This window comes from Aeromonas sp. MR7, assembly GCF_963899385.1.
Classification (GTDB): Bacteria; Pseudomonadota; Gammaproteobacteria; order Enterobacterales; family Aeromonadaceae; genus Aeromonas; species Aeromonas bestiarum.
The window spans coordinates 236,958-261,677 of sequence record NZ_CAWQXH010000021.1 but is presented as its reverse complement, the minus strand read 5'-3'; the positions used below and the strand labels follow the sequence as shown (position 1 = coordinate 261,677).

Annotated in this window: 20 protein-coding genes; 7 read left to right on the top strand and 13 right to left on the bottom strand. The window is 59.2% G+C overall.

The features are described 5' to 3' along the window. Positions 1 to 11: 11 nt before the first annotated feature. Positions 12 to 932: an AAA family ATPase gene (locus AACW87_RS12945; RefSeq protein ID WP_043556310.1), complete on the bottom strand. Its 921-nt coding sequence runs from the start codon at positions 930 to 932 to the stop codon at positions 12 to 14. A gap of 224 nt (positions 933 to 1,156) precedes the next feature. On the opposite strand from AACW87_RS12945, the gene ampC reads away from it, so the two are divergent. Beyond that, complete coding sequence (ampC, locus tag AACW87_RS12940) at positions 1,157 to 2,305, top strand: FOX/MOX family class C beta-lactamase (protein ID WP_241325152.1); 1,149 nt, start codon at positions 1,157 to 1,159, stop codon at positions 2,303 to 2,305. 97 nt (positions 2,306 to 2,402) lie between these two features. Here ampC and AACW87_RS12935 read toward each other — a convergent pair whose 3' ends face one another. Beyond that, positions 2,403 to 2,804, bottom strand: a complete 402-nt coding sequence (locus AACW87_RS12935; RefSeq protein WP_241325151.1) for a DUF6232 family protein — start codon at positions 2,802 to 2,804, stop codon at positions 2,403 to 2,405. Between the two features lie 745 nt (positions 2,805 to 3,549). Between AACW87_RS12935 and dtpB the strand changes: the two genes are divergently transcribed. Then, on the top strand, positions 3,550 to 5,052 hold the full coding sequence (gene dtpB / locus AACW87_RS12930; RefSeq protein WP_043135594.1) for a dipeptide/tripeptide permease DtpB: 1,503 nt from the start codon (positions 3,550 to 3,552) through the stop codon (positions 5,050 to 5,052). Between the two features lie 48 nt (positions 5,053 to 5,100). On the opposite strand, the gene ruvX is transcribed toward dtpB, so the two are convergent. Both ruvX and AACW87_RS12920 read right to left on the bottom strand, forming a co-directional pair. Next, positions 5,101 to 5,523 carry a Holliday junction resolvase RuvX gene (ruvX, locus tag AACW87_RS12925; protein WP_042867427.1) on the bottom strand — a complete coding sequence of 141 codons (423 nt, stop codon included), beginning with the start codon at positions 5,521 to 5,523 and terminating at the stop codon, positions 5,101 to 5,103. A 46-nt stretch (positions 5,524 to 5,569) separates the two neighbouring features. Next, complete coding sequence (locus AACW87_RS12920) at positions 5,570 to 6,124, bottom strand: YqgE/AlgH family protein (RefSeq protein ID WP_042037546.1); 555 nt, start codon at positions 6,122 to 6,124, stop codon at positions 5,570 to 5,572. A gap of 118 nt (positions 6,125 to 6,242) precedes the next feature. Between AACW87_RS12920 and AACW87_RS12915 the strand changes: the two genes are divergently transcribed. After that, positions 6,243 to 7,868 carry a methyl-accepting chemotaxis protein gene (locus tag AACW87_RS12915; protein ID WP_241325150.1) on the top strand — a complete coding sequence of 542 codons (1,626 nt, stop codon included), beginning with the start codon at positions 6,243 to 6,245 and terminating at the stop codon, positions 7,866 to 7,868. Positions 7,869 to 7,955: 87 nt separating this feature from the next. On the opposite strand, the gene gshB is transcribed toward AACW87_RS12915, so the two are convergent. From gshB to metK, 5 genes are all read right to left on the bottom strand, one after another. Beyond that, positions 7,956 to 8,909 (bottom strand): glutathione synthase, encoded by a 954-nt coding sequence (gene gshB / locus AACW87_RS12910; protein ID WP_241325149.1) that lies wholly within the window; start codon positions 8,907 to 8,909, stop codon positions 7,956 to 7,958. Between the two features lie 51 nt (positions 8,910 to 8,960). Next, the gene (gene rsmE / locus AACW87_RS12905; RefSeq protein ID WP_241325148.1) at positions 8,961 to 9,692 is read right to left on the bottom strand and encodes a 16S rRNA (uracil(1498)-N(3))-methyltransferase; all 732 of its coding nucleotides are present in this window, start codon (positions 9,690 to 9,692) and stop codon (positions 8,961 to 8,963) included. A 125-nt stretch (positions 9,693 to 9,817) separates the two neighbouring features. Beyond that, a complete protein-coding gene (locus AACW87_RS12900) occupies positions 9,818 to 10,501 on the bottom strand; it encodes an endonuclease (protein WP_241325147.1) in 684 nt (227 codons plus the stop codon). Positions 10,502 to 10,573: 72 nt separating this feature from the next. Then, the gene (locus tag AACW87_RS12895; protein WP_241325146.1) at positions 10,574 to 11,107 is read right to left on the bottom strand and encodes a SprT family zinc-dependent metalloprotease; all 534 of its coding nucleotides are present in this window, start codon (positions 11,105 to 11,107) and stop codon (positions 10,574 to 10,576) included. A 68-nt stretch (positions 11,108 to 11,175) separates the two neighbouring features. Continuing rightward, entirely contained in the window at positions 11,176 to 12,327 is a 1,152-nt protein-coding gene (gene metK / locus AACW87_RS12890) for a methionine adenosyltransferase (protein ID WP_043135581.1), read from the bottom strand. A 342-nt stretch (positions 12,328 to 12,669) separates the two neighbouring features. Between metK and tkt the strand changes: the two genes are divergently transcribed. Continuing rightward, positions 12,670 to 14,661 (top strand): transketolase, encoded by a 1,992-nt coding sequence (gene tkt, locus AACW87_RS12885; RefSeq protein WP_241325145.1) that lies wholly within the window; start codon positions 12,670 to 12,672, stop codon positions 14,659 to 14,661. 85 nt (positions 14,662 to 14,746) lie between these two features. On the opposite strand, the gene AACW87_RS12880 is transcribed toward tkt, so the two are convergent. Both AACW87_RS12880 and AACW87_RS12875 read right to left on the bottom strand, forming a co-directional pair. Further along, positions 14,747 to 15,571, bottom strand: coding sequence for a hypothetical protein (locus tag AACW87_RS12880; protein ID WP_241325144.1), 825 nt, complete (start codon positions 15,569 to 15,571; stop codon positions 14,747 to 14,749). A 179-nt stretch (positions 15,572 to 15,750) separates the two neighbouring features. Beyond that, entirely contained in the window at positions 15,751 to 17,016 is a 1,266-nt protein-coding gene (locus AACW87_RS12875) for a RidA family protein (RefSeq protein ID WP_241325143.1), read from the bottom strand. A 1,308-nt stretch (positions 17,017 to 18,324) separates the two neighbouring features. Between AACW87_RS12875 and AACW87_RS12870 the strand changes: the two genes are divergently transcribed. Together AACW87_RS12870 and cfa are read left to right on the top strand one after the other, a co-directional pair. Further along, positions 18,325 to 19,188 carry a patatin-like phospholipase family protein gene (locus tag AACW87_RS12870; RefSeq protein WP_098983071.1) on the top strand — a complete coding sequence of 288 codons (864 nt, stop codon included), beginning with the start codon at positions 18,325 to 18,327 and terminating at the stop codon, positions 19,186 to 19,188. A 270-nt stretch (positions 19,189 to 19,458) separates the two neighbouring features. Then, entirely contained in the window at positions 19,459 to 20,607 is a 1,149-nt protein-coding gene (cfa, locus tag AACW87_RS12865; protein ID WP_241325142.1) for a cyclopropane fatty acyl phospholipid synthase, read from the top strand. A gap of 107 nt (positions 20,608 to 20,714) precedes the next feature. On the opposite strand, the gene AACW87_RS12860 is transcribed toward cfa, so the two are convergent. After that, positions 20,715 to 21,818 (bottom strand): anhydro-N-acetylmuramic acid kinase, encoded by a 1,104-nt coding sequence (locus AACW87_RS12860; RefSeq protein ID WP_241325141.1) that lies wholly within the window; start codon positions 21,816 to 21,818, stop codon positions 20,715 to 20,717. Positions 21,819 to 22,077: 259 nt separating this feature from the next. Continuing rightward, positions 22,078 to 23,400, bottom strand: coding sequence for a peptidoglycan DD-metalloendopeptidase family protein (locus AACW87_RS12855; protein WP_043135571.1), 1,323 nt, complete (start codon positions 23,398 to 23,400; stop codon positions 22,078 to 22,080). A 110-nt stretch (positions 23,401 to 23,510) separates the two neighbouring features. Here AACW87_RS12855 and tyrS point away from each other — a divergent pair, with 110 nt between their 5' ends. Next, on the top strand, positions 23,511 to 24,710 hold the full coding sequence (gene tyrS / locus AACW87_RS12850) for a tyrosine--tRNA ligase (protein WP_241325140.1): 1,200 nt from the start codon (positions 23,511 to 23,513) through the stop codon (positions 24,708 to 24,710). The last annotated feature ends 10 nt before the right edge of the window (positions 24,711 to 24,720 follow it).

Below are 24,720 nucleotides of genomic sequence, written 5' to 3'. Positions count from 1 at the left end.
GGAGCGTCTCATCAAGGATTGTCCGGATCGACCCTGGCCAGCAGGCGCTGGCTCAGGGGGCAGGCCTCGCCGCGCTGCACGCCGAAGCTGCCCCTGAGCCTGTGCTCGGCCACATAGGGGAAGACGGCTTGCACATCTTCCACAGTGACGAAGCGGCGCCCCGCCACCAGCGCCCAGGCTCGGCTCACCGCCAGCAGAGTCTGGGCCGCTCTGGGGGAGAGGGGCTGGGGCAGCTCGGCATCGAAACGGCTCTGTTGCACCAGCGCCAGCAGGTAGTCGAGAGTGGCATCGGAGACATGGATGGCATCCCCTTCGGCCTGCAGGGCAGCAAGCTCGGTGGCATGCAGCTGCGGGGTCAGGGGCTGGCTCTGGCGGTGGCCGCGCAGCAGCTGACGCTCCGCTTCCCGTGGTGGAAAGCCGAGCGACAGCCGAACGGCGAAGCGGTCGAGCTGGGATTCCGGCAGTGGATAGGTGCCCGCCTGATCCGCCGGATTCTGGGTGGCGATGACGAAGAAAGGAGAGGGGAGCGGGTGGGTGTGGCCCTCTATGCTCACCTTGCCCTCGGCCATGGCCTCCAGCAGGGCGCTCTGCACCTTGGGGCTGGCGCGGTTGATCTCGTCCGCCAGCAGCACCTGGGTAAAGACGGGGCCGGGGTGAAAGCGAAATTGCTGCTGGTGGGGGTCAAAGATCTGCAACCCCAGCAGGTCGGCCGGCAGCAGATCGGCGGTGAACTGTACCCGTCGACAGTCCAGCCCCAGCACCTGCGCCAGCCCGTGGGCCAGGGTGGTCTTGCCCATGCCGGGCAGATCCTCGATCAGCAGGTGACCACGGGCCAGCAGGGTCACCAGGGCTATCTTGAGTTGCAGCGGCTTGCCCAGGATCACCTGCTCCAGTGCCGCCAGCAGTCGTGCTATGTGCTCTTGTCCCTTCACCCGCGCCTCCCTTGTCTCCTTTCGCCCCTACAGCTTATACGTCAGCGGCGGGAGAAGGCGGGCAACTCCGGGATAAACCCTTGAGAGGGGTCATGTTTGGGGGCGACTTCACACAGACTTCACCCAGGCGCACAGTGGACACATGCTGGCCGGTTATGCTGGCCTCACACCTTGACCGCGCCTGCCACCATGCCGGCGCCTTTATCCATCGCGAGACTCATCCAATGAAACAAAACACTGCCGTGTCACTGCTTGCACTGAGTGCCCTGCTGCTCTCCCCCCTGTCCCACGGCGAGGGGGCGGATCCCCTTACGACCGTGGTCGACGGCGCCATCCAGCCTCTGCTCAAGCAGCACAGGATCCCGGGCATGGCGGTCGCCGTGCTCAAGGATGGCAAGGCGCACTACTTCAACTACGGGGTGGCGGATCGGGAGAGCGGTGCTCGCGTCAGCGAGCAGACCCTGTTCGAGATTGGCTCGGTCAGCAAAACACTGACCGCGACCCTTGGCGCCTATGCCGCGGTCAAGGGTGGTTTTCAGCTGGAGGACAAGGCGAGCCAGCATGCGCCCTGGCTCAAAGGCTCCGCCTTTGATGGCATCACAATGGCTGAGCTCGCCACCTACAGCGCGGGTGGCCTGCCGCTGCAGTTCCCCGACGAGGTGGATTCGAGCGACAAGATGCAGGCGTATTACCGGCATTGGGCACCGGCCTATCCGGCGGGCAGCCATCGCCAATATTCCAACCCCAGCATAGGCCTGTTCGGCCACCTGGCGGCGAGCAGCCTGGGCCAGCCGTTTGAGCAACTGATGAGCCAGACCCTGCTGCCCAGGCTGGGTCTGCACCACACCTATATTCAGGTCCCCGACGCGGCCATGGCGAACTATGCCTATGGCTATTCGAAGGAAGACAAGCCCATCAGGGTCAATCCGGGTGTGCTGGCGGCAGAGGCCTATGGCATCAAGACCGGCTCGGCGGATCTGCTGAGATTTGTCGAGGCCAACATCGGCTATCAAGGGGATGAGGCGGTCAAGAGCGCGATCGCGCTGACCCACACAGGTTTCTACTCTGTGGGGGACATGACCCAGGGACTGGGCTGGGAGAGTTACGCCTATCCCGTCACCGAGCAGACATTGCTGGCGGGCAACTCCTCGGCGGTGATTTACAATGCCAACCCGGTCAAACCTGTTGCCGCGTCCCAAGAGACGGGGTTGGCGCGACTCTATAACAAGACGGGCTCGACCAACGGCTTTGGCGCCTATGTGGCGTTCGTGCCCGCCAAGGGAATCGGCATCGTCATGCTGGCCAACCGCAACTATCCCAACGAGGCCAGGGTCAAGGCGGCCCACGCCATCCTGAGCCAGCTGGCGTTGTGATCAGCCGTATCCATCTGTCTGTCGGCCAAGGGGGCGATGGATAAATGTCGTGAAATACGCCGGGGCTGCCCCGGCGTATTCGTGTCAGGCGCCCGGACTATTGCATCAGCCGACGGGTGAGAATATCCGCCTGTTGCCGGAACAGGGCGAAGTCTTGCTGGCGGCGGCTTCTGGCCACAGTGACCCATTGAATGCCGGTCTCATCCCCATGTCGCACCTCGATGAGCAACTCATATCTGGCATATTGCAGCAGTGCGAACAGCATGCCCGCAATAAACAGCAGGGGGGCCAATATGGTCGTCACCTCGGGCGCTGTATTAAACAGGGGCAGCAGCCAGACGGCGAAGGAAAATATCAGGCCTATGCCGGCCGCCCGCAGCAGCTGTTTTGTCAGGCTGGATTGTCTGGCCTTGATATTCACTATTTTGGCGAGCGGATATTGCTCCCGCTTGATCCTGAGTCGATCTCCATTGATATCAAAATCCGATGACTGATACATGTTTCACTCCCACAGCGCCCGACATCATGCGGGCGGCCCATTGGAATTGATATGCCCGGGGGCGTCAACGGACCAGATTGGTTAATACTCGCGGGTGCGTATCAGTATTTGTCAGTACCTGGGTCATGACGGGCCTGTTGCCCCTCTCTTCATGTCAGTGATGGTGGTTGTCGCCACCTTGTTCACCACTCCTCCTGCTCGCTTGCCAGGCATGTCAGGGTCGAAAATTCACGCCCCATATGGCGCTCCTTGCGCTAAAAAAAGTAATCCGGTTTCATTAGAAAATGTCATTAATTGGTTATCTTTTAGTGTGATCAACCATTAAGTTCGTCAGATGCTAGTGATATAGCATGCCAATCCTTGAATGTGTGGTTTTAACCTTGTCTGGTTGGTTGCGAAGTGCGGCCTTGCCTGCTGGCCGAGCCGGTGAGCGGGGTACCAGGCGCCATCACATCAGAATAGGGAACCTGATCCGGGGGAGAGGAGGCGCGGGTGAGATCAGGCAATGCTGTCTGCGCGAGGCCGCGCTATTTAGCCATTTGCCAAGTGGACCCAGTGTCCGTCTCCGATATTTAAACAGGCACTCTGATACAGGCCAAATAAGCGTGACTGCGGGTAGATGAATATTCATCTCGTCGGATCTGGCTGTCGCCCCATATGACATATCAGGCGCAGGACTGCGCATCAATGCGTGGCCCCTGCCGCTTTGACATGAATAAAAGAACATACACACAGGTAGGTTAGTATGCATCCATCCGCTCCGACCGGGTTGTTACAGCAACCCAAACCGTTTTTCATGATCTTCTTCGTCGAACTCTGGGAACGCTTTGGCTATTACGGCGTACAAGGCATTCTGGCGGTTTTCTTTGTCCAGCAACTGGGTTTTTCACAGGAGCAGTCGTTTATTACCTTCGGCGCCTTCTCGGCACTGGTATATGGGCTGATCTCGGTCGGCGGCTATGTGGGTGACCATATTCTGGGCACCAAGCGCACCATGGTATTGGGGGCCATAGTGCTGGTCATCGGCTATTTCATGACCGGCATGTCGATCTACAATCCCGACCTCATCTTCTATGCCCTGGGCACCATTGCCGTGGGCAACTGTTTGTTCAAGGCCAACCCGGCCAGCCTGCTCGCCAAGTGCTATGGGCCAAGGGATCCCCGTCTGGACGGGGCCTTCACCCTGTTCTACATGTCGATCAACATTGGCTCCCTGATCTCCCTCTCGCTGGCCCCGGTCATTGCCGATCATTACGGCTATACGGTGACCTACAACCTGTGCGGGGTCGGCCTCATCATAGCGCTGCTGACCTTCTTTGCCTGCCGCAACATGGTCAGGGACATAGGCTCGGAGCCGGATCATCTGCCGCTCGATTACGGCAAGCTGCTGCTGGTCTTGCTGGGGGCGGTGGCGCTGGTCTTCTTCTGCGCCTGGCTGATGCACCACGTGGTGATCGCCAACATGGTGTTGATGACGGTGACCCTGGTGGTGGTGATCTTCTTCTTCCGCGAGGCGTTCAAGCTGGATCGCATCCACCGCAACAAGATGTACGTGGCCTTCGTGCTGATGCTGGAGGCCGTGGTGTTCTACGTGCTCTATGCCCAGATGCCGACCTCGCTTAATTTCTTCGCCATCAACAACATGCATCACGAGATGCTGGGCTTTACCGTCAATCCGATCAGCTTTCAGGCCCTGAACCCCTTCTGGGTGGTGGTGGGCAGCCCGGTGCTGGCCATGATCTATACCCGCATGGGCAGCCAGGGGCGGGATCTGACCATGCCGCTCAAGTTTACCCTGGGCATGTTCTTCTGCTCCCTCGGCTTCCTGACCGCGGCGGCGGCGGGCATCTGGTTTGCCGATGCCGGCGGGCTGACTTCGCCCTGGTTCATGGTGCTCATCTACCTGTTCCAGAGCCTGGGCGAGCTGATGATCAGCGCCCTGGGGCTGGCCATGGTGGCGGCGCTGGTACCGCAGCGGTTGATGGGCTTCATCCTGGGGATGTGGTTCCTGACCCAGGCGATGGCATCCCTGCTGGGGGGCTATGTGGCGACCTTTACCGCAGTGCCGCAAGGGGTGACTGATCCGCTGCTGACGCTGCCCATCTATACGGATGTATTTGGCAAGATAGGACTGGCGACGCTGCTGGTGGCCGTGGTGATGGCGCTGATGGTGCCCTGGCTCAACCGCATGATGAATGCCGGCCCGGCGGATGAAGAGGATGTGCTCCCGCAACAGGCCAAGGCCTGATGGATATGGTGAGAGGGAGGCAGGCGTTCGCTGCCTCCCCCTTGCCGGTCAACCGTACTGCTCTTCCATCCAGGCTTCGACGATAAGCTGGGCTGAGACTCCGTCCACGCTGCCCTTGTCGAGCGCCTTGTAGCCACCCCGTTCAAACAGGCGGGCGCGGGCATCCGTGGTAGTGAGCCGCTCGTCCTTGAACTCCACCTGCTTGCCGAAGCGGCCGTGCAGACGGTTGCCGAACTTGCGGGCCCGTACCGTGATCTCCTGCTCTGTGCCATCCATGTTGAGCGGCAGGCCGACCACCAGCAGGTCTGGTTGCCACTCCTTGAGCAGCTTCTCGACGTCGTCCCAGTTGGGGACACCGTCATTGGCCTTGATGGCGCGCAGGGGCTGGGCCGTGCCGGTGAGCTCCTGGCCGATGGCGACCCCTATGCTCTTGGTGCCGTAGTCAAAGCCCATGATACTGCGTGATGACATTGAATTGTTTCCTCAAAACGCATCGCAAAATGCGTGGCAAACGGCATCAGCTGTGGCCGATGTCGCTGGATAGATGAATGGGATTGACCCCTATGCTGGCGGCCGCTTGCTGCCAGCGCTGATGGATCGGGGTCTTGAAGACCAGATCCGGGTTGGGCGGTATCACCAGCCAGGCGCCGTCCACCAGCTCCTGTTCCAGTTGACCCGCACTCCAGCCGGCGTAGCCGAGCGCCACCAGCCAGTGATCCGGGGCCTGCTCTGTGCCCAGGGTTTCCAGTATATCCTTGGAAGTGGTGACCATGAGTTCATCCCCCACCTGCAGGGTGGAGTTGAACCCAGGGCGGAAGCTGTGCAGCACGAAACCGCGATCGGCGTGTACCGGCCCTCCTTGCAGCACGGGCTGCTTGAGGTCCGGGCTGGCCGGGGGGGCGAGCTTGAGCTGGGTCAGCATGGCGTCCAGCGACATGTCCACCGGTATGTTGACCACCAGCCCCATGGCACCCTCCTCGTTGTGTTCGCACAGGTAGACCAGCGAACGCTCGAAATAGGGATCGGAGAGGCTCGGCATGGCGAGCAGGAAATGATTTTGCAGTGTTTGCATATGGGCCAAATATTGCAAAGGTATTTGGGTCAATTATGGCAGCTCACTGTGTCGGGCAAAACCGCTTTTTATCGCTTGCGGTCCTGTCCAGCGACATGGTCAGGATGGAGAGAACGCCATGGAAGGTATTTCGATCAGACAGAAGTTGATCCTGGGGTGTGTGGTTCCCCTGCTGACGCTCCTGCTGCTGGTGATAGGGGCGACCCAGGCCATGTCCCAGTTGATGGCGGGCATGAATGCCATGTATCAGGGGGAGGTCGTCCAGCTCAAGGAGCTCAAGCAGATCGCCGATCTCTACGCGGTCAAGGTGATAGACGCCGCCAACAAGGCCAATGTGGGGGGCTTTGACCCCGCCAAGTCGCGCGCGGACATGAGCGCAGCCCAGCAGGAGATCAACCGGATCTGGCGAGAGTATCGCGGTCAGGAGATGAGCCAGGCCGAGCAGCGGGAGGCCGACAAGATGCAGGCGCTGTTCGCGGCGGCGGATCGGGAAATTGAGTCCGTGATGCAGATACTGGCAAGCATGCAGGGTGACAACCAGGGCCAGCTGGCCGCCCATATCATGCCGCTCTATCGGGTGATCGACCCGGTCAGTGACGGGGTCAGCGCCCTGGTGGAGTACCAGTTGCAGGAGGCCGAGAAGAACATGGCCGAGCTCAATGAGCTCAGGGTGCAGTTGATCCGGTTGTTCATCCTGCTGTTTGTGGTGGGTGGCGCCTGTATCCTGTTCTTCGGCGTGTGGGCGGGGCGCAGCGTCAGCCAGCCGTTGGCGGCCATGGGCGGGATCCTGCGCGGCATGCAGACGGATCTCGACCTGAGCAAGCTGGCGCCCGTGCTGCGCAAGGACGAGATGGGCGGGCTGGCCCACTCCCTCAACGAGGTGATCTGTCATTTTCGTGACCTCATCACCCAGATCAACGGCATGGCGGAGCAGCTCGCCAAAGAGTCGGCTCACCTGGCCCATATCGGCACCCAGAGCCGGGGCCGTTTCGCCCAGCAACAGGCGGAGACGGATCAGACAGCGACCGCCATGAACCAGATGAGCGCCACAGTGGCCGAGGTGGCGAACAGCTCCAACGCCGCCGCGGATGCGGCGCACCATGCTGACGAGAGCGCCCGTCACGGTCACCACATAGTCGAAGATGCTATCTTGCGCATGTCCGGTCTCTCCGCCCAGATCCAGAACACGGCCGCCATGATCACCCAGCTGGCGGATGACAGCCGCAATATCAGCAGCGTGATGGATGCCATCCGCGGCATCGCCGAGCAGACCAATCTGCTGGCGCTCAATGCGGCGATCGAGGCGGCGCGGGCCGGCGATCAGGGCCGTGGTTTTGCGGTGGTGGCCGACGAGGTGCGTACCCTGGCCCAGCGCACGCAGCGTTCGACCGAAGAGATCGGCAAGACCATAGTCAAGCTGCAGCAGGGGGCCACTCAGGCGGCTTCCAGCATGGAGCTGGGACTGAGTCAGGTGGAAGAGTCCAATCGCACCGTGCTGGCCTGCGGTCAGGCACTCGGCGAGATAGTGAGCGCGGTCAACGTGATCAACGAGATGAACACCCAGATCGCCACGGCGGCGGAGGAGCAGAGCAAGGTGGCGGAGGACATCAGCCGCAACGTGGTCAATATCGCCCACATTGCCACCGAGTCGACGGCGGCGGCCTCCGAGCTGAATCAGAGTTGCCACGAGCTGGAGCAGCTCTCCAGCGACCTCAAGGTGAAGGTGGGGCAGTTCCGTTGCTGAGGGGCGTGCCCGGCGTTCTGGCAGGAGAAACAACAGAGGCGGCCCCGGGGCCGCCTCTGTTGTTATTGCCGTTTAGCTTCGGGCCACTCAGGCTTTCGCCAGCCGACGCTCGATGGCATCCATCAGCATGCCGGTGATATGTACCGGGAAGGCGGCCTCGATCTCGCGGATGCAGGTCGGGCTGGTGACGTTAATCTCGGTCAACCGATCGCCTATGATGTCGAGGCCGACGAAAATGAGGCCCTTGGCCTTGAGGGTCGGGCCGACGGCGCGGGCGATGGCCCAGTCAGCTTCGCTCAAGGGGCGCGCCTCGCCACGGCCACCGGCCGCCAGGTTGCCACGGGTCTCCCCCTTCGCCGGAATGCGGGCCAGGCAGTAGGGAACCGGTTCGCCGTCCACCACCAGCACCCGCTTGTCGCCATCCTTGATGGCGGGCAGATAGGTCTGGGCCATGCAGTACTGGCTACCGTGCTCGGTGAGGGTTTCGATGATGACGCCCACGTTGGCATCATCTTCCTTCATGCGGAAGATGGAGGCGCCGCCCATGCCGTCCAAGGGCTTCAAGATCACGTCCTTGTGCCGGGCGTGGAAGGCGCGCAGCTTGTCTGCTCTGCGAGTGACGAGCGTGGTCGGGGTGTGCTCGGCAAACCAGGCGGTGTAGAGCTTCTCGTTGGCGTCGCGCAGGCTCTGCGGCTTGTTGACGATGAGGCAGCCCTCATCCTCGGCCCGCTCCAGCATATAGGTGGCGTAGATGAACTCGGTGTCGAACGGCGGATCCTTGCGCATCAGGATCACGTCCAGGGTGGAGAGGGGCTGATCCACCACCTCGCCCAGGCTGAACCAGTCGGCGTAGTCATATTTGACCGTCAGCGGTCGCATGGTGCCAAAGGCGCGGCCCGCCTCCATGTAAAGATCCGACATCTCCAGATAGAAGAGCTCATAGCCACGCTTTTGCGCCTCTTCGAGCATGGCGAAGCTGGAGTCCTTCTTGATATTGATGGCCGAGATGGGGTCCATCACTATGCCGAGTTTAATGGTCATCCGAATGTCCTTCTGGTAGCTCGATTGCGTTTGAGATTGTCAGAACCCGTTTCAGGCCAGATCGCCGAAGCGGCACTGCAGCGCTGTTATTGCGGTCAGGGCGGCGGTTTCGGTGCGCAGCACCCGCGGACCCAGCAACATCTCCTTGAAACCTTCCTGCACGGTACGGGCGATCTCGTCGCCGGACAAGCCCCCTTCCGGACCTATCAGCAGGCGCACCCCGTGCTCCGGCACCGGCAGTGTGCTGATGCTGTACTCGGCGCGCGGATGCAGGTTGAGCTTGAGCTCTTTGGTCTCTTCCGCCAGCCAGGCGTCCAGCTCCATGGGTATCCGAACTTCGGGTACCAGGTTGCGGCCGCACTGTTCGCAGGCGCTGATCACCACCTTCTGCCACTGCTCGCGCTTCTTCTCCAGCCTGTCCGCCGGCAGCTTGACGCCGCAGCGCTCGGAGAAGAGCGGGGTGATGCAGGTGACGCCCAGCTCGACGGATTTCTGGATGGTGAAGTCCATCTTGTCACCCCGGCTGATCACCTGGCCCAGATGGATGGCGAAGGGGGACTCCACAGATTGAGCCTCGCAGCCGTCTATGGTCACTTCCACCGACTTCTTGCCGACCAGGGCTATGGTGGCGGCATATTGATTGCCGTCGCCATTGAACAGCTCCAGCTGCTGGCCCGGCTGCATGCGCAGCACCCGGCCTATATGGTTGGCGCCGTCTTCCGACAGGGCTAGGGTCTGGCCAACCTGCAGGGCGGCCGCTTCATAGATACGTGGAATGCGCATGGCTAAGTGTCAGTCTCTTGCTTGGAAACGCGTCAAGGTCTTGCTGCGAGGCCGGGTTCACGGCTCACTCGACTATTGACGCGTCTCGTTATGGGAGGGGTGTGAGCCCTCCCTGTCAAATGGGGTTATTGGCACTGCTTTTCAATGAAGGGATTGGTATTGCCCTGCAACTTGCCGATGCGGCGATTGCGTTCGCACTCCCAGCCATCGGCCGGGTACTGCCTGTCCCAAGCTTCGAACAGTTTACGCTGTTGCGCCGCGAGGCGCAGCCCATACTGCTGGCTCATGTAGAGGTAGGCGCGGGCGATCTGGCCCCGTACCAGCCCCTTGGGCGGCTGTACCTGACGCGCCTTGAAATCCACCAGCATCTGGCACTGGCCGTACTGATCCGGGGTGCCGTTCCAGTCGGAGAAGCGGTAGTTGGCGCGATCCCCGTTCACCTCGCCGATGGCGGGGAAGAGGTTGTGCATGTCCCCCTCCATCTGGTTGAACTCGTCGCTCTTGCCGCAGTTCTTGCGACCACCCTGCTGCCAGCACTGCAGCTGGTGGCCGAATTCCCAGGCCGGCACCACGTGTTCCCACTCGATGCGGTTGGCGCGCTTGGCCTGCTTGCGCGGTTCATAGCCGCAGCTGGCCAGATCCGGGCTCATTTTCTTGCCCTGATACTCAATCTTGCAGCCGCAGTAGAAGGTGACGGGGTGATCCTGATAGAGGCGGTTCAGATCCTGCTTGGCGGCGCGAAAGGTCTGGGCATGCAGGGGCAGGCTGACCAGCAGGGCCAGGGTGAACAAAAACAGGGGACGAAACATGAAGATCCTTGGCAATGAAGTGGTTGGATGAAGAGAGGGGCACCCTAGCACAGGGTTGCGACACGGGCTGGCTTACTGCGCAGGCACAGGCACCTGCCGTTCCCGTTCCAGCGGCTGCTTGCAGCGGCGGCAGTGATAGCGGGCCTCGCCGCGCACCACCTTGTTGTGGCGGCGCACCGACAGCTGATGCTGCTGGCAGTGACAGCGATAGGGCACAGTGCGCTGGGCCAGCACAGTCAGATCGAAGCTGTGGGTGGTTCTGGGCTCAAGGCCGAACAGCTCCCGCATCATCGACTGCCACTGCTGGCCGTGGGGCAGCACCCGTGCCTTGCCGCGCCCTTCGCCCCAGAGCGCATAGACCAGCAGATGGGCCACCTCGTGGGGCACCACCTCGGCCAGAAACGCCTGCTGGTTGGCCTGATAGAGGGCCGGATTGAAGCGCAGCTCCCAGGTCTGCAGCCGCGCCGAGCCCGCCGCCCGGCCCCGCATGTTGCAGTGGATGCGCGGGCGGGCAAAGGTGCGGCCGAGGCGCGCCTCGGCCTGCACGAAACAGGCCTCGACCCGCTGATGCAGCAGTTGTTCGAGTTGAGCTGGGGTGGCAGACATGGGATTTCCGTCGGTCGGCAGACAAGCAAAAGGGGAGCCAGGCTCCCCTTTTATCACAACTGAGTGGCTTAGAGGCCAGCGGCGGAGCGCAGCAGCTCGGCCTTGTCGGTCTGCTCCCACGGGAACTCTTCGCGACCGAAGTGACCGTAGGCAGCGGTAGCCTGGTAGATGGGGCGTTTCAGATCCAGCATCTGGATCAGGCCGTACGGGCGCAGTTCGAAGTGCTCGCGTACCAGCTTGACCAGCAGATCCTCGGCCACCTTGGCGGTGCCGAAGGTCTCGACGCTGATGGAGGTCGGCTCGGCCACGCCGATGGCGTAGGAGATCTGGATCTCGCAGCGATCCGCCAGACCGGCGGCGACTATGTTCTTGGCCACGTAGCGGGCGGCATAGGCGGCGGAGCGGTCAACCTTGGACGGATCTTTGCCGGAGAAGGCGCCACCACCGTGACGGGCCATGCCGCCGTAGGTGTCGACGATGATCTTGCGACCGGTCAGACCGCAGTCACCCATGGGGCCGCCGATGACGAAACGGCCGGTCGGGTTGATGAAGTATTTGGTGTCCTTGGTGATCCACTCGGCCGGCAGCACCGGCTTGATGATCTCTTCGCGCACAGCTTCCACCAGATCTTTATGGCTGATGGACTCGCTGTGCTGGGTAGAGAGCACAACGGCATCCACACCCAGGATCTTGCCCGCGTCGTCGTAGGCGAAGGTCAGCTGGCTCTTGGCATCCGGACGCAGCCACGGCAGGGTGCCGTTTTTGCGCACTTCGGCCTGACGCTTCACCAGCAGGTGAGAGTAGGTGATGGGGGCGGGCATCAGCACGTCGGTTTCGTTGGTGGCGTAGCCGAACATCAGGCCCTGGTCACCGGCGCCCTGCTCCAGCGGATCGCTGCGGTCAACACCCTGGTTGATGTCCGGGGACTGCTTGCCGATGGCGTTCAGCACGGCGCAGGAGTCAGCGTCGAAGCCCATGTCGGAGTGGGTGTAACCGATGTCACGCACTGTGTTGCGCACTATCTCTTCGATATCAACCCAGGCAGAGGTGGTTACTTCACCGGCCACCATGACCATGCCGGTCTTGACCAGGGTCTCACAGGCGACACGGGCCTTGGTATCTTGCTTGAGGATGGCGTCCAGTACCGCATCGGAGATCTGGTCCGCAATCTTGTCGGGATGGCCTTCGGAGACCGACTCGGAAGTAAACAGCTTTGCCATGATGGGATTCTCAGCTTGTCTGGGGTTATCGCCACAGCAATAACCGGGTGATGATAGGATGATTGTAGAGGTATCTACATCTGGACGTCCATTTTAGTTAGCGCCCCCCTCGATTGCCAGCACTATTTTGGTTTTGCCGCGCGCTGGCCGAACAAGATACGTGCTTTACCCCATTTGGGATGCAAGCCGTTTACAACTCAATCGTTTGCCCCGGCCAGAAAAGCGATTGAGCTCCCAAAGCCACTTTATTCGCCCAGATAATATTTGCACCGCACGCGCCCTGCTGGGACAATAACGCGCCTTAATCTTGGCCATCAAATGAAGCAATCGCAGGAGATACAGATGCCTTCTCGTAAAGAGCTTGCCAATGCCATTCGCGCATTGAGTATGGATGCCGTTCAAAAAGCCAACTCCGGTCACCCGGGCGCCCCCATGGGAATGGCAGATATCGCCGAAGTGTTGTGGCGCAGCCACCTCAAGCATAACCCGAACAACCCCAAGTGGGCCGACCGCGACCGTTTCATTCTGTCTAACGGCCACGGCTCCATGCTGCTGTACTCCCTGCTGCACCTCTCCGGTTATGACCTCTCCATCGACGACCTGAAAAATTTCCGCCAACTGCACTCTCGTACCCCGGGTCACCCCGAGTACGGCTATGCGCCGGGCGTGGAAACCACCACGGGTCCGCTGGGTCAGGGCATCACCAATGCCGTGGGCATGGCGATCGCCGAGAAGGCCATGGCCGAGCAGTTCAACCAGCCGGGTCACGACATCGTCGACCACTACACCTACGCCTTCATGGGCGACGGCTGCCTGATGGAAGGCATCTCCCACGAAGCTTGCTCCCTGGCAGGCACCCTGCAACTGGGCAAACTGATTGCGTTCTGGGATGACAACGGCATCTCCATCGACGGTCACGTTGAAGGCTGGTTCACCGACGACACCGTCAAGCGCTTCGAAGCTTACGGCTGGCACGTGATTGCCGCCGTTGACGGTCACAGCCCGGAAGCCATCAATGCCGCCATCGAAGCCGCCAAGGCCGAGACCGGCAAGCCGACCCTGATCTGCTGCCGCACCATCATAGGCTACGGTTCACCGAACAAGTCCGGTTCTCACGATTGCCACGGCTCACCGCTGGGCAACGACGAGATCGCCGCCGCTCGTGCCTTCCTGAAGTGGGACCATGCGCCGTTCGTTATTCCGTCAGACATCGCCGCTGAGTGGAACGGTCAGGAGAAAGGTACCAAGCTGGAAGCCGACTGGGCTGCCAAGTTTGCCGCCTATGAAGCCGCTTACCCGGCGCTGGCTGCCGAATTCAAGCGCCGTACCGCAGGCGAGCTGCCGGCCAACTGGGCCGCTGAATCTGCCAAGATCATCGAAACCCTGCAAGCCAACCCGGCCAAGATCGCGACCCGTAAAGCGTCCCAGAACTCTCTGGAAGCCTTCGGCAAGCTGCTGCCCGAGTTCATGGGTGGTTCCGCTGACCTGGCTCCGTCCAACCTGACCATGTGGTCCGGTTCCAAGTCTCTCACCCCCGAGAGCGCGGCAGGCAACTACATCCACTACGGTGTGCGCGAGTTCGGCATGTCCGCCATCATGAACGGCATCGCCCTGCACGGTGGTTTCATCCCCTACGGCGCCACCTTCATGATGTTCATGGAGTACGCCCGCAACGCCCTGCGCATGGCCGCCCTGATGAAGCAGCGCGTCATCTTCGTTTACACCCACGACTCCATCGGTCTGGGTGAAGATGGCCCGACTCACCAGCCGGTTGAGCAGATCGCCTCCCTGCGTCTGACCCCGAACATGAGCACCTGGCGCCCGTGTGACCAGGTTGAATCCGCGATCGCCTGGAAGCACGCCATCGAGCGTACCGACGGTCCGACTTCCCTGATCTTCTCCCGCCAGAACCTGGCCCAGATGGACCGTACCAGCCAGCAACTGGCCGATACCGCCAAGGGTGGTTATGTGCTGAAGGATTGCGCCGGTACCCCGGAACTCATCCTGATCGCCACCGGTTCCGAAGTGGAACTGGCCGTGGCCGCCTTTGATCAGCTGACTGCCAAGGGCCGTGCCGTGCGCGTGGTCTCCCTGCCTTGTACCGATGTGTTCGACGCACAATCTGCCGAATACAAAGAGTCCGTCCTGCCGGCTGCCGTTACCAAGCGTGTGGCCATCGAAGCGGGTATCGCCGACTACTGGTACAAGTATGTGGGCTTTGGCGGCAAGATCATCGGCATGACCACCTTCGGTGAGTCTGCACCGGCCGAGCTGCTGTTCAAGGAATTCGGCTTTACCGTGGAAAACGTGGTTGCGACCGCTGAATCCCTGTAATAGCTGATTGCTTGATACTGAATTGAAAAGCGCCTCCCTTGGGAGGCGCTTTTTTAGTGTAATAAAAATAGTTACGGAAAATATATTATATATCTTGGTTCTTAATTGGATAACTTATTATTGTCTGACAATCGTTTAGTAAACACATCTGATTTCCTTTTAGTTCTGAAAAAGGAAAGTCAGAAAAATGAATGTTGTAACTGGATAAATCTAGAACTAATTTACTAGAACTGAAATCAAAGCGCGCGGCATGGGTTGGGTATATACCTTCATCTTTTGGGGTTACGAGAAATGCGATTGGGAAAAATGACAATAAGCTTAGTACTGTAGAATGCCCTTGATTGAAAAAGCTCACACACTTTGCGCTCAAGTGACGATCGTAAGGATAAAACCAATAATATATATCATGGGTTTTTGTAATGGCATGGTCATCCCCTAGTACAAATTTCTTTAGTGGGTCAAAGTACGGAGATTTTTGTGGTGGCTCTTTACACTCGGTAACTGATGTCGCAGATAGAATATGGCCTATCATCGCTCTGGCATATTTGATAGGGTTTATGTCAATAGATACGGTATTATATGGGGAGATTGGATTCTGAAAATAATTACGAATTTTACTTGTCAGCTTTTTATTTGCATCCGCAACCTCGCCATCATTGCCTCCTAAGATATTACTATTACAGTTGCTGCAGATCGTTCTGAATTTGCTTCCATTGGTTGATGGCACGCCTTTTATTGATTTAGCACCTGCCCCCATCATTTCCATAATATGACGTTGTTCAACCTTAGTTACAGTAATTGAACCCTGCGGTGGAACATGATCTATCGAGAGTGTGCCAAATTTTCCACAAATTAGACAATATCCATCTCTGATTTTTACATGTCTTACTCTTTCTGAAATTTTACTCATCACTAACCATCCCAAAGTATCTGTAGTGACATCAATTATATGCATGAGCTCGTAGGTTCGATTAGCGAAGCGTAATCGGACGTTCGCGTTCTTTAAGACGATGCCATAAAAATAATGCCCCACATGTTACATAAAAAGAGACCGGCATATAGCCGGTCTCTTTTTTATTTCCGCAACCTTTACGCTTGCGGCGGGGTACTTTCTGCATTGGAGAGCACGGCATCCATCTGCACCAAGGCGCCGGCGGGCAGTTCGCTCACGCCAATCACGGTGCGGGCCGGCAGATAGCTCGGGAAGTATTTGGTGTAGATGGCGTTGACTGCGTCCAGATCCGCGATGTTTTTGACCTGGATATTGACCTTGACGATATCGTCCATCACATGATCGATGCTCTCGACGATGGCCTTGATATGGCTGAGGCACTGGGCGGTCTGCTCTTTGACACAACCGGTCAGGGTCTTGCCTGTGGTGATATCCAGCGGCAGTTGAGCGGCCAGATGGTTGTAGTGGGAGAAGGCGACTGTCTGGCAATGGAGCGGGCTGCGTGGCGCCTTGTCGGTATTGCGGGCGCTGATCACCAGGTTGTGTCTGTCTTCCACCAGTTGCGGCGGTGTGCCGTCACCGTGGGAGATGACCGCATCCATCTGCACCCTGGCACCCAGCGGCAGCGCTGCTGCGCTGATCACGGAGCGGGCCGGCAGATAGGCGACGGCGCGGGCAATGGCGGAGTCCGGGAAGAAGGTGGTGTAGACCTCGTTGACGGCGTCCAGATCGGCGAGGCTGGTCAGGTAGATGTTCACCTTGACGATGTCGTCAAACGGCACGTCGATGCTTTCCAGCACGGTTTTGATGTTGCGTAGACACTGACCCGCCTGTTCGCGGATGCCACCGGCGACCAGCTGGCCCGAGGCCGCATCGACCGGCAGTTGCGCGCCTATGTTGTTGTAGTGAGAGAAGGCAACGGTATGGGTCGAGAGCGGGTTGTGCGGGGCCTTGTCGCTGTTGCGGGCCAGCTTCACCAGGGCGCAGGGCGCCTGCGGGAAGGTGCCTTCGCCATTGGAGATGATGGCGTCGATCTGCACCTGGGCATCCAGCGGCAGGGCGGCCACGGCGAGTGTGGTGCGGGTCGGCAGGTAGCCCGGGAAGAATTCGCGATAGACGGCGTCGACCGCTTCCAGATCCGCCATGTCTTTCAGGAAGATGGTGGCTTTGACCATATCGTCCATGACGTGGCCGATGCTCTCTATGATCGCCTTGAGGTTATTCAGGCACTGTCTGGCCTGTACCTTGACGTCGCCACTCACCATCTTGCCGGTCTTGGGATCGACCGGCAGCTGGGCAGAAATATTGTTGTAATGAGAGAAAGCCACCGTCTGGGTGTAGGGACCCAGATCCTGGGGGGCATTGGTGGTATTTCTTGCAGCCTTGATGATGGTGCCACTCATAGATATTCCTCTTTTTAGTATTCGTTGTTAACTCAGGTACAGGTTCGTCCCGTCCGAGTGCGCCAGCGGGTGCATCCCAGGTTATTATGTTTTATCCACTCACTAGCTGAATGGGATAAGAGAGGAAGGGACGGGGTTGATTATTTCAGACGAGGCGATTCTATGAGTGGCCATCAGGGGATGCAAACCGGTGATTGCGTTTCTATGAGATGGCTCAACGCTTGGAAATATAGCTGTTTTGCTATTCAATTCAGGGTGAATACCATTCCTGGGTGGATCAAACAGGTCTGGTATCGCGGGCGAGCCCGTGTGGACTGGGTTCTTCCCTCCAGTAGGGAGGGGCAGTGCTGTGAATGAGGCGTTAAAAATATTCGCCATCCTGCAGTTAATAGTTTTTATTGTGCATAGATATGTATTTTAAAACCCTTTCAGGGGCTATCAAGCCGACTCGAAATATGCTAGCCGACGACCAGTTTGCCGCCAATAAGATGCCCCTGAAATATGATTCAGTCATTCTGCATGGGGAATGTATCAGGGAGGCGCCGGGGCGCGATATTGCTCATTGGATCAGGCATATATTTTCCGGCCCGCTCTCGTTGATAAGCCACGGGGCAAGAGATCCGCTGCCAGTCTCTGGGCGTGCCACCTTGATGACGGGATCTGCCGCCATCGATCGCGTATCAATGGGGGCTGACAACGTTCCTCGCCGGCGAGGCCATCGCCGCATTCTTGCAGAGGCACCTGGATGATATGAGAGCCGTCTCGCCGCCAGAGGTAGGGAGGGCAGGACGAAGTCTTGCAGCCTGTGGTGTCAGTCTCTTAGCCTCACCATGGGGAAATCCAGTCACCCTGTCGTCAACTGGTCGAACTACAACAAGTTCTTGAGCAGCGATTGCTCTCCCGGTTTGCCAAGCTCATCAGCGGCGGTTGTTTGAGCTAGACCAGCCGTTGCCGGGGGGATGTTGGCTGTCAGGGACTACCATAGAGCCCCCCAAAGAGACCTCCTGACCGGGTCTGCCCTGATCCGGGCAGGCCACTGCAGGCGGATGCATTTCGTCAGCCAGGCTGTGGTGAAACAAAACATTCCAAAATGGCATGTTTTTTATTATTTAAATTCATTTTTTGAAGGTTATGGCTCTGCATATACTGGGAGCCGCTTCACGGTCTCAGGTTTGCACCTGCCTGGCCCCCGCCTCGCAGAATGCTTGCCTGATCCGTCCTGCTGCGGCGTCTTGGTGTTCTGCATGAAGGCGTCCATCGCTGGGCAGGATTATTCCCTGTGCCTATTACAGCTGACGGAGCCTTGTCATGTTAAGTTCTCATTCTGCCGCCCTGATTGTCGAGGGAGGTGCGATGCGCGGCATCTTTGCCAGCGGTGTGCTCGATGCCTTTGTTGAAAGCCGTTACTACCCCTTCGATCTGATCATCGGGGTGTCGGCCGGTGCGACCAATCTGGTCTCCTACCTGAGCGAACAGCCGCGCCGCAGCCATCACATCATCACCGAGCTGGCCTGTAGCAGCGATTTTCTCGATCCCATGCGCTTCGTAAAAGGGGGAGACTTGGTGGATATTGGCTGGCTGTGGCGGACCAGTCGTCATCGTTTTCCGCTGGATCTCGAGACCTTCTGCGCCCACCAGATCCCCTTCTATGCGGTCGCGACCGATGTAACGACAGGCGCCGCCGTCTACCTGCAGGTTCGGCCCGATAACATGGACGAGGTGCTCACCGCGACCTGTGCCCTGCCGGTGGTGCAGCACGATACCCCTTGCGTCGATGGCCGCCCCATGGCCGATGGTGGGATCAGCGACTCCATACCTGTGATAGAAGCCTATCGCCGTGGTGTGCGCCGGATGACGGTGGTGTTATCTGAACCCCATGGCTATCGCAAGAAGCCCCCCCGCTTCTGCTGGATGTTGAAAGCGCTGCTGAAAACCCAGCCGGCACTGGTGCAGGCCCTGCTGGAGCGGGATCGTTCCTACAACAGTGCCCTCGACTTCATCGCCAATCCTCCCGCCGATTGCGAGATCGAGGTGATAGCGCCGCCGGCCGATTTTCGGGTCTCCCGTTTTACTCAGGATCTCTCCAAGCTGGAGTCCGGGTATCTGCAGGGTTACTGGCTCGGTCGCCAGAGCCTGCTGCGGGCTGCCGACGAGGCGAGAGAGGTGGCCTGAGCCTGACCGATGAGGCTGTGCTGCCGGTTTGTCCGAGCCAGAATAATAACACCCTGTTGTTTGACGCCTCGCCTCTTCGTTATATATCCCTACCAGACCGGGATGTGCATGAATTGACTTCATAAGCTTGGATGAATGATATGCCAGATGTTTTTTAATTATCTCTGCATCGAGAATGTCAGCATTTTTCAACTTTTTACCAAGTTCACCCGTTGCGACTGTCTTAATGTCATGGTCAGTCGCATAAAAATAAAAAACAGGAATATTGCAATGGCAACAAAAGTGTTGAATCTGAATGTGCCTAAAAACCATTATTATAAGATTGTCGAAGAACTGCTCTTATATTCTGGGATCACGATTAATGGTCCCCATCCCTATGATATTCATGTACATAATCCCCTCTTCTTTCAGCGAGTCATTAAAGAGGGATCACTAGGATTGGGCGAGAGTTATATGGATGGGTGGTGGGAGTGCCCACGCCTCGACATATTGTTCAGTCGCTTGCTTGCCACCGGGGTGGAGGAGCGCATGCCGCGTCACTTTGCCGATATTCTTTATGTGCTGTCGAGCCGTCTCATCAACAAGCAGAGCCGTAAGCGGGCGTGGCAGGTAGGCAGGGAGCACTACGATCTGGGTAACGATCTGTTCGAGCTTATGTTGGATCCCTACATGCAGTACTCCTGTGGCTACTGGGCTAATGCCAGCGGGTTGGAGCAGGCGCAGAACGACAAGTTGCATCTGATATGCGAGAAGCTGCAACTGCAGAAAAATATGCGGCTGCTGGATATTGGCTGTGGCTGGGGAGGATTAGCCCGTTTTGCCGCAGAGCATTATGGTGTTTCTGTCGTCGGGCTGACCATATCGGCGGAGCAGCAGGTTCTGGCGCAGAAAAATTGTGCCGGTTTGCCCGTGGATATTCGCTTGCAAGATTATCGCGATCTTGATGAGCAATTTGATCGAATCGTCTCGGTTGGGATGTTTGAGCACGTTGGGCCGAAAAACTATGCCGCCTACTTTGATGTGGTAGCAAAGAGTCTGGTTGATGATGGATTATTTTTGTTGCACAGCATAGGTTCCAATAAAAGCGATCTTGATGTGGATCCTTGGATCGATAAATACATATTCCCAAACGGTTGCCTTCCCTCGGTACTTCAGATTTCACAGAGCAGTGAAAAGCATTTTGTCATGGAGGATTGGCATAACTTCGGTGCGGATTATGATCGCACGCTGATGGCCTGGTTAGCCCGTTTCAATGCCAATTGGAAAAAATTGAAGGCAAATTACGATGAGCAATTCTACAGGATGTTCACCTATTATCTGGGCGCCTGTGCCGGGGCATTTCGTGCCCGGAATATCCAGCTCTGGCAGGTGCTCTTCAGCCCGAAAGGGGTGGCCGGCGGGATCCGGGTGCCTCGATAGCGGCATGCCGGCATCCGTTCAATGGGAGCCTGTCTGATCCTGCCATTCCTGCCATTGTGCACTCAATGGCGCCGTTGATAGGTAAAGGTGGTGATCCAGGTTGGTGCTCAGGCGGGATAGAGGGCGCCCAGGACTGCAAGACGGCTGGCACCGGTAACGGCGGGCAGGTTGCCGGGTTTGCGGTGGATAAAGCGCTGCGCCAGCCAGGCAAATGCCGCGCCCTCCATCCAGTCGGGGGCGATCCCCAGCTCGGCCGTGTTGGCTATGCGCCAGCCGGGCAGCAGGCTGGCCAGCTCCGCCAGCAGCGGGGCGTTATGGGCGCCGCCGCCGCAGACATACAGCTCGGGCCGGCTTTGCGCATCAGCCAGTGCGGGCAGCTGGCGGGCTATGCTGTGGCAGGTGAGCGCCTGCAGGGTGCGCTGCACATCCGCCGGGGCATGGGCGTGGCCGGCCAGTTCGCCATCGAGCCAGTCGAGGGTGAACATCTCCCGCCCCGTGCTCTTGGGGTGGGGGGCGGCAAAGTAGGGGTGAGCCAGCAACTGCTCCAGCAGTGCAGGGATAAACCTGCCGCTGGCCGCCCACTGGCCGCCGGCATCGTAGCCGGCACCCTTGGGGTGATGACGGCGATACCAGCCGTCGAGCAGGGTATTGGCCGGGCCGGTATCGAAGCCATAGACGCCGTCGGCCTGGCCCGGCAGCACAGAGATATTGGCGATGCCGCCGAGGTTGAGCACCACCCGCAGGGCGCCGGGGCGGGCAAAGAAAGCCTGATGGAAGGCGGGTACCAGCGGTGCCCCCTGGCCGCCGAGGGCCATGTCCATGGTGCGAAAATCGGCCACCACATCGATGCCGGTCAGCGCCGCCAGCAGGGCCGCGTTGCCGATCTGCAGGGTAAAGCCGAGCTGGGGGCGGTGGCGGATGGTCTGGCCGTGGCTGCCGATGGCACGAATATCGGCAGGCGTGAGGCCGGCCTTGGCCAGCAGGGCGTGGGTGGCGGCGGCAAACTCGCGGGCGACCAGGTTGTCGGCAACCCCCATACGGTCGATCTCGTTGTCGCCCGGGGTGCAGAGCTGGTGTAGCTCGTGAGCGGTGGGCCAGGGGTGACTGAGGGCCGCTTCGACCCGCAGTTCATCCCCCTCGATCAGCACCAGCACTGCGTCGATACCATCCATGCTGGTGCCGGACATCAAGCCTATATAGCGTTCAGTCATGGGGCTTCCTTACTTGCAGGCCGGGAAAAAGTACTTGAGAGAGGGCGCGGCCTCGATCCCATACCGTATTCTGGTGCCGGACATCAAGCCTATATAGCGTTCGGTCATGGGGCTTCCTTACTTGCAGGCCGGGAAAAAGTACTTGAGAGAGGGCGCGGCCTCTATCCCGTACCGTATTCTGGCGCCCGACACCCATCCGATATAGCGTTCGCTCATGACTGCTCCTTGTGGGTCGAGGTCTCTGGCCCGCAACGGCGGCTCAGTTACCGCCGTTGGTCCGCTTGTTCTGGGCCAGCTGCAGCTCAGGTTTGTCAAGCTGGTCGAGTTTGGCCAGTTGCGGCATCGCCAGCAGTTTGAAGTTGGCCAGCTCCCGTCCGCTGAGCGTCTCGGCCTGGGGCAGATTGAGGGTGCGCGGGTTCTTGTGCACGCCGCCCACCACGAATTCATAGTGCAGGTGCGGGCCCGTGACGCGCCCGGTACCGCCCAGCTTGCCTATGGTCTGGCCCTGCTTCACCCGCTGTCCCTTGTTGACGGTGCGCTGGGAGAGGTGCAGGTACTTGGTCACATAGTTGCCGGCGTGCTTGATGAAGACGTAGTTGCCGTTGAACTGGTTGTAACCGGCTGCCACCACGCTGCCGGAACCCGCCGCCATGATGGGGGTGCCCACAGGTGCCACATAGTCGATGCCGTTGTGGGGACGGATCTTGCCGGTGACCGGGTGCAGGCGGCGCGGATTGAAGTTGGAACTGATGTACTTGAAGTTGACCGGCGCGCGCAGGAAGCTCTTGCGCATCGCCTTGCCCTCCGGCGTGTAGTAGTTGCCATCTTCGTTCAGCACGGCGCGATAGGTGGCGCCCTGGTTGACGAACTCGGCGGCCAGGATGTCGCCGGAGGCCACCCGCTCGTCATCCTGATACTTCTCCTGATAGACCACCCGAAAGCTGTCTCCCGGTTGCAGGTCCTGGGCGAAGTCGATGTCCCAGCCGAAGATGGCGGCGAGATCCATGATCTGATCTTCTGTCATGCCCGCCTCGGCGGCGGCGCCCCAGAAGCTGGAGCGGATCTCGCCCTTGGCCACTTGCTCGCGGGTATCGAGTTCCAGCTTGACCGGTCTGGCCACGAAGCTGTCGGCCTTGCGGCTCACTTTCAGCGCCTGTTCCAGGCTGTGGGGATAATAGAGGCTGTGCAGATCGCCATTTTTGGTGAGCTTGAAGGTGAGCTCCTGACCGGGTTTGAGCAGGCGCAGTGTATCCGTGCCCTCGAGCTGATCGATCAGGTGCAGATCCGTGGTGCTGAGGCCAAGGCGCTGGAAGATGACCCCCATGTTGTCGCCGCTGCGTACCTTCACCTGTTTGGTGATGTAGCTGGGCTTGGGCGGGGTGACGGGCAGCTCGGCCTGGGCCAGCAGCTCGTCCTCGTCGGCTTGCGGCTCGGCGGCAAGCTCGTTGCCGTTGTCATCGACCCGAGTGGCGACCGCCTGTTCGCTTGGCCAGGCCGCCAGCATCATCACCATGATGCTCAGGATCAGCACCATCTTGCGGTGCCAGGTGGGGAGAGAGTTGAAGGCGTTCCAAATAACCATGCGAAGCTGACGAAGTCGGGCAGAATGGGCGGATTTTACAGCCTTTCCAATTGGCCCGCCATTCCAGTAATATGTTTGGCCCTGTGGAATCGTGATTGGAGAGTCAAAAAATGTCCCAGCTCGAGGTGGCGCTAGCCGAGATCAAGCGCGGAGCGGAAGAAATTCTGGTGGAAGAAGAACTTGTCGCCAAGTTGAAGGAAGGGCGCCCGCTGCGCATCAAGTTGGGGATGGATCCGACGGCTCCCGACATTCACCTGGGTCATACCGTGATCCTCAACAAGCTGAAGACCTTCCAGGATCTGGGCCACGAGATCATCCTGCTGATCGGTGACTTCACCGCCATGGTGGGTGATCCCTCCGGCAAGAACAGCACCCGTCCGCCGCTCTCCGAAGAGGCCATCAAGCACAACGCCCTCACCTATGCCGAGCAGGCGTTCAAGATCCTCGATCCCGCCAAGACCCGCATCGAGTACAACTCCAGCTGGCTGGGCGAGTTGGGCGCGACCGGCATGATCAAGCTGGCGGCCAAGCAGACCGTAGCCCGCATGATGGAGCGCGACGACTTCAAGAAGCGCTACACCGGCGGCCAATCCATCGCGATTCACGAATTCCTCTATCCGCTGCTGCAAGGCTATGACTCGGTCGCGCTGAAGGCGGACGTCGAGCTGGGTGGTACCGATCAGAAGTTCAACCTGCTGATGGGCCGCGAGCTGCAAAAAGATGCCGGCATGGCCGCCCAGTGCGTGCTGATGATGCCGCTCTTGGTCGGTCTGGACGGCGTCAAGAAGATGTCCAAGTCCGCCGCCAACTACATAGGCGTGCACGATGCCCCGGGCGAGATGTTCGGCAAGATCATGTCCATCACAGATGACCTGATGTGGAACTACTACGAGCTGCTCTCCTCTCGCCCGCTTTCCGACATCGAAGGCTTCAAGGCGGGCATCGCTGCCGCTACCCTGAACCCGCGCGATGTTAAGATCTGGCTGGCGAAAGAGATCATCACCCGCTACCACGATGAAGCGGCAGCCGAAGCGGCTCACGAAGATTTCACCCAGCGTTTCTCCAAGAACGCCATTCCGGACGAGATGCCGGAAGTCGAGCTGGCACTGGAAGGCGAAGGTCTGCCGATCGCCAACCTGCTCAAGGATGCCGATCTGGTGACCACCACCTCAGAGGCGCTGCGCATGATCAAGCAGGGCGCGGTCAAGGTTGATGGCGACAAGCTGGACGATGGCAAGGCACTCATAGGTGCCGGCACCGCCGTCTATCAGGTCGGCAAGCGCAAGTTTGCCCGGGTGACGGTCAAGTAAGCCAAACCTT

Bases quoted from the DNA above. Each gene is read 5' to 3' on its own strand.
- metK (WP_043135581.1), bottom strand. From the start codon at position 12,327: ATGGCAAAGCTGTTTACTTCCGAGTCGGTCTCCGAAGGCCATCCCGAC.
- rsmE (WP_241325148.1), bottom strand. From the start codon at position 9,692: ATGCGCATTCCACGTATCTATGAAGCGGCCGCCCTGCAGGTTGGCCAG.
- dtpB (WP_043135594.1), top strand. From the start codon at position 3,550: ATGCATCCATCCGCTCCGACCGGGTTGTTACAGCAACCCAAACCGTTT.
- cfa (WP_241325142.1), top strand. From the start codon at position 19,459: ATGGCAACAAAAGTGTTGAATCTGAATGTGCCTAAAAACCATTATTAT.
- AACW87_RS12855 (WP_043135571.1), bottom strand. From the start codon at position 23,400: ATGGTTATTTGGAACGCCTTCAACTCTCTCCCCACCTGGCACCGCAAG.
- AACW87_RS12875 (WP_241325143.1), bottom strand. From the start codon at position 17,016: ATGAGTGGCACCATCATCAAGGCTGCAAGAAATACCACCAATGCCCCC.
- ampC (WP_241325152.1), top strand. From the start codon at position 1,157: ATGAAACAAAACACTGCCGTGTCACTGCTTGCACTGAGTGCCCTGCTG.
- ruvX (WP_042867427.1), bottom strand. From the start codon at position 5,523: ATGTCATCACGCAGTATCATGGGCTTTGACTACGGCACCAAGAGCATA.
- AACW87_RS12870 (WP_098983071.1), top strand. From the start codon at position 18,325: ATGTTAAGTTCTCATTCTGCCGCCCTGATTGTCGAGGGAGGTGCGATG.
- gshB (WP_241325149.1), bottom strand. From the start codon at position 8,909: ATGACCATTAAACTCGGCATAGTGATGGACCCCATCTCGGCCATCAAT.
- tyrS (WP_241325140.1), top strand. From the start codon at position 23,511: ATGTCCCAGCTCGAGGTGGCGCTAGCCGAGATCAAGCGCGGAGCGGAA.
- AACW87_RS12895 (WP_241325146.1), bottom strand. From the start codon at position 11,107: ATGTCTGCCACCCCAGCTCAACTCGAACAACTGCTGCATCAGCGGGTC.
- AACW87_RS12920 (WP_042037546.1), bottom strand. From the start codon at position 6,124: ATGCAAACACTGCAAAATCATTTCCTGCTCGCCATGCCGAGCCTCTCC.
- tkt (WP_241325145.1), top strand. From the start codon at position 12,670: ATGCCTTCTCGTAAAGAGCTTGCCAATGCCATTCGCGCATTGAGTATG.
- AACW87_RS12860 (WP_241325141.1), bottom strand. From the start codon at position 21,818: ATGACTGAACGCTATATAGGCTTGATGTCCGGCACCAGCATGGATGGT.
- AACW87_RS12880 (WP_241325144.1), bottom strand. From the start codon at position 15,571: ATGAGTAAAATTTCAGAAAGAGTAAGACATGTAAAAATCAGAGATGGA.
- AACW87_RS12935 (WP_241325151.1), bottom strand. From the start codon at position 2,804: ATGTATCAGTCATCGGATTTTGATATCAATGGAGATCGACTCAGGATC.
- AACW87_RS12915 (WP_241325150.1), top strand. From the start codon at position 6,243: ATGGAAGGTATTTCGATCAGACAGAAGTTGATCCTGGGGTGTGTGGTT.
- AACW87_RS12900 (WP_241325147.1), bottom strand. From the start codon at position 10,501: ATGTTTCGTCCCCTGTTTTTGTTCACCCTGGCCCTGCTGGTCAGCCTG.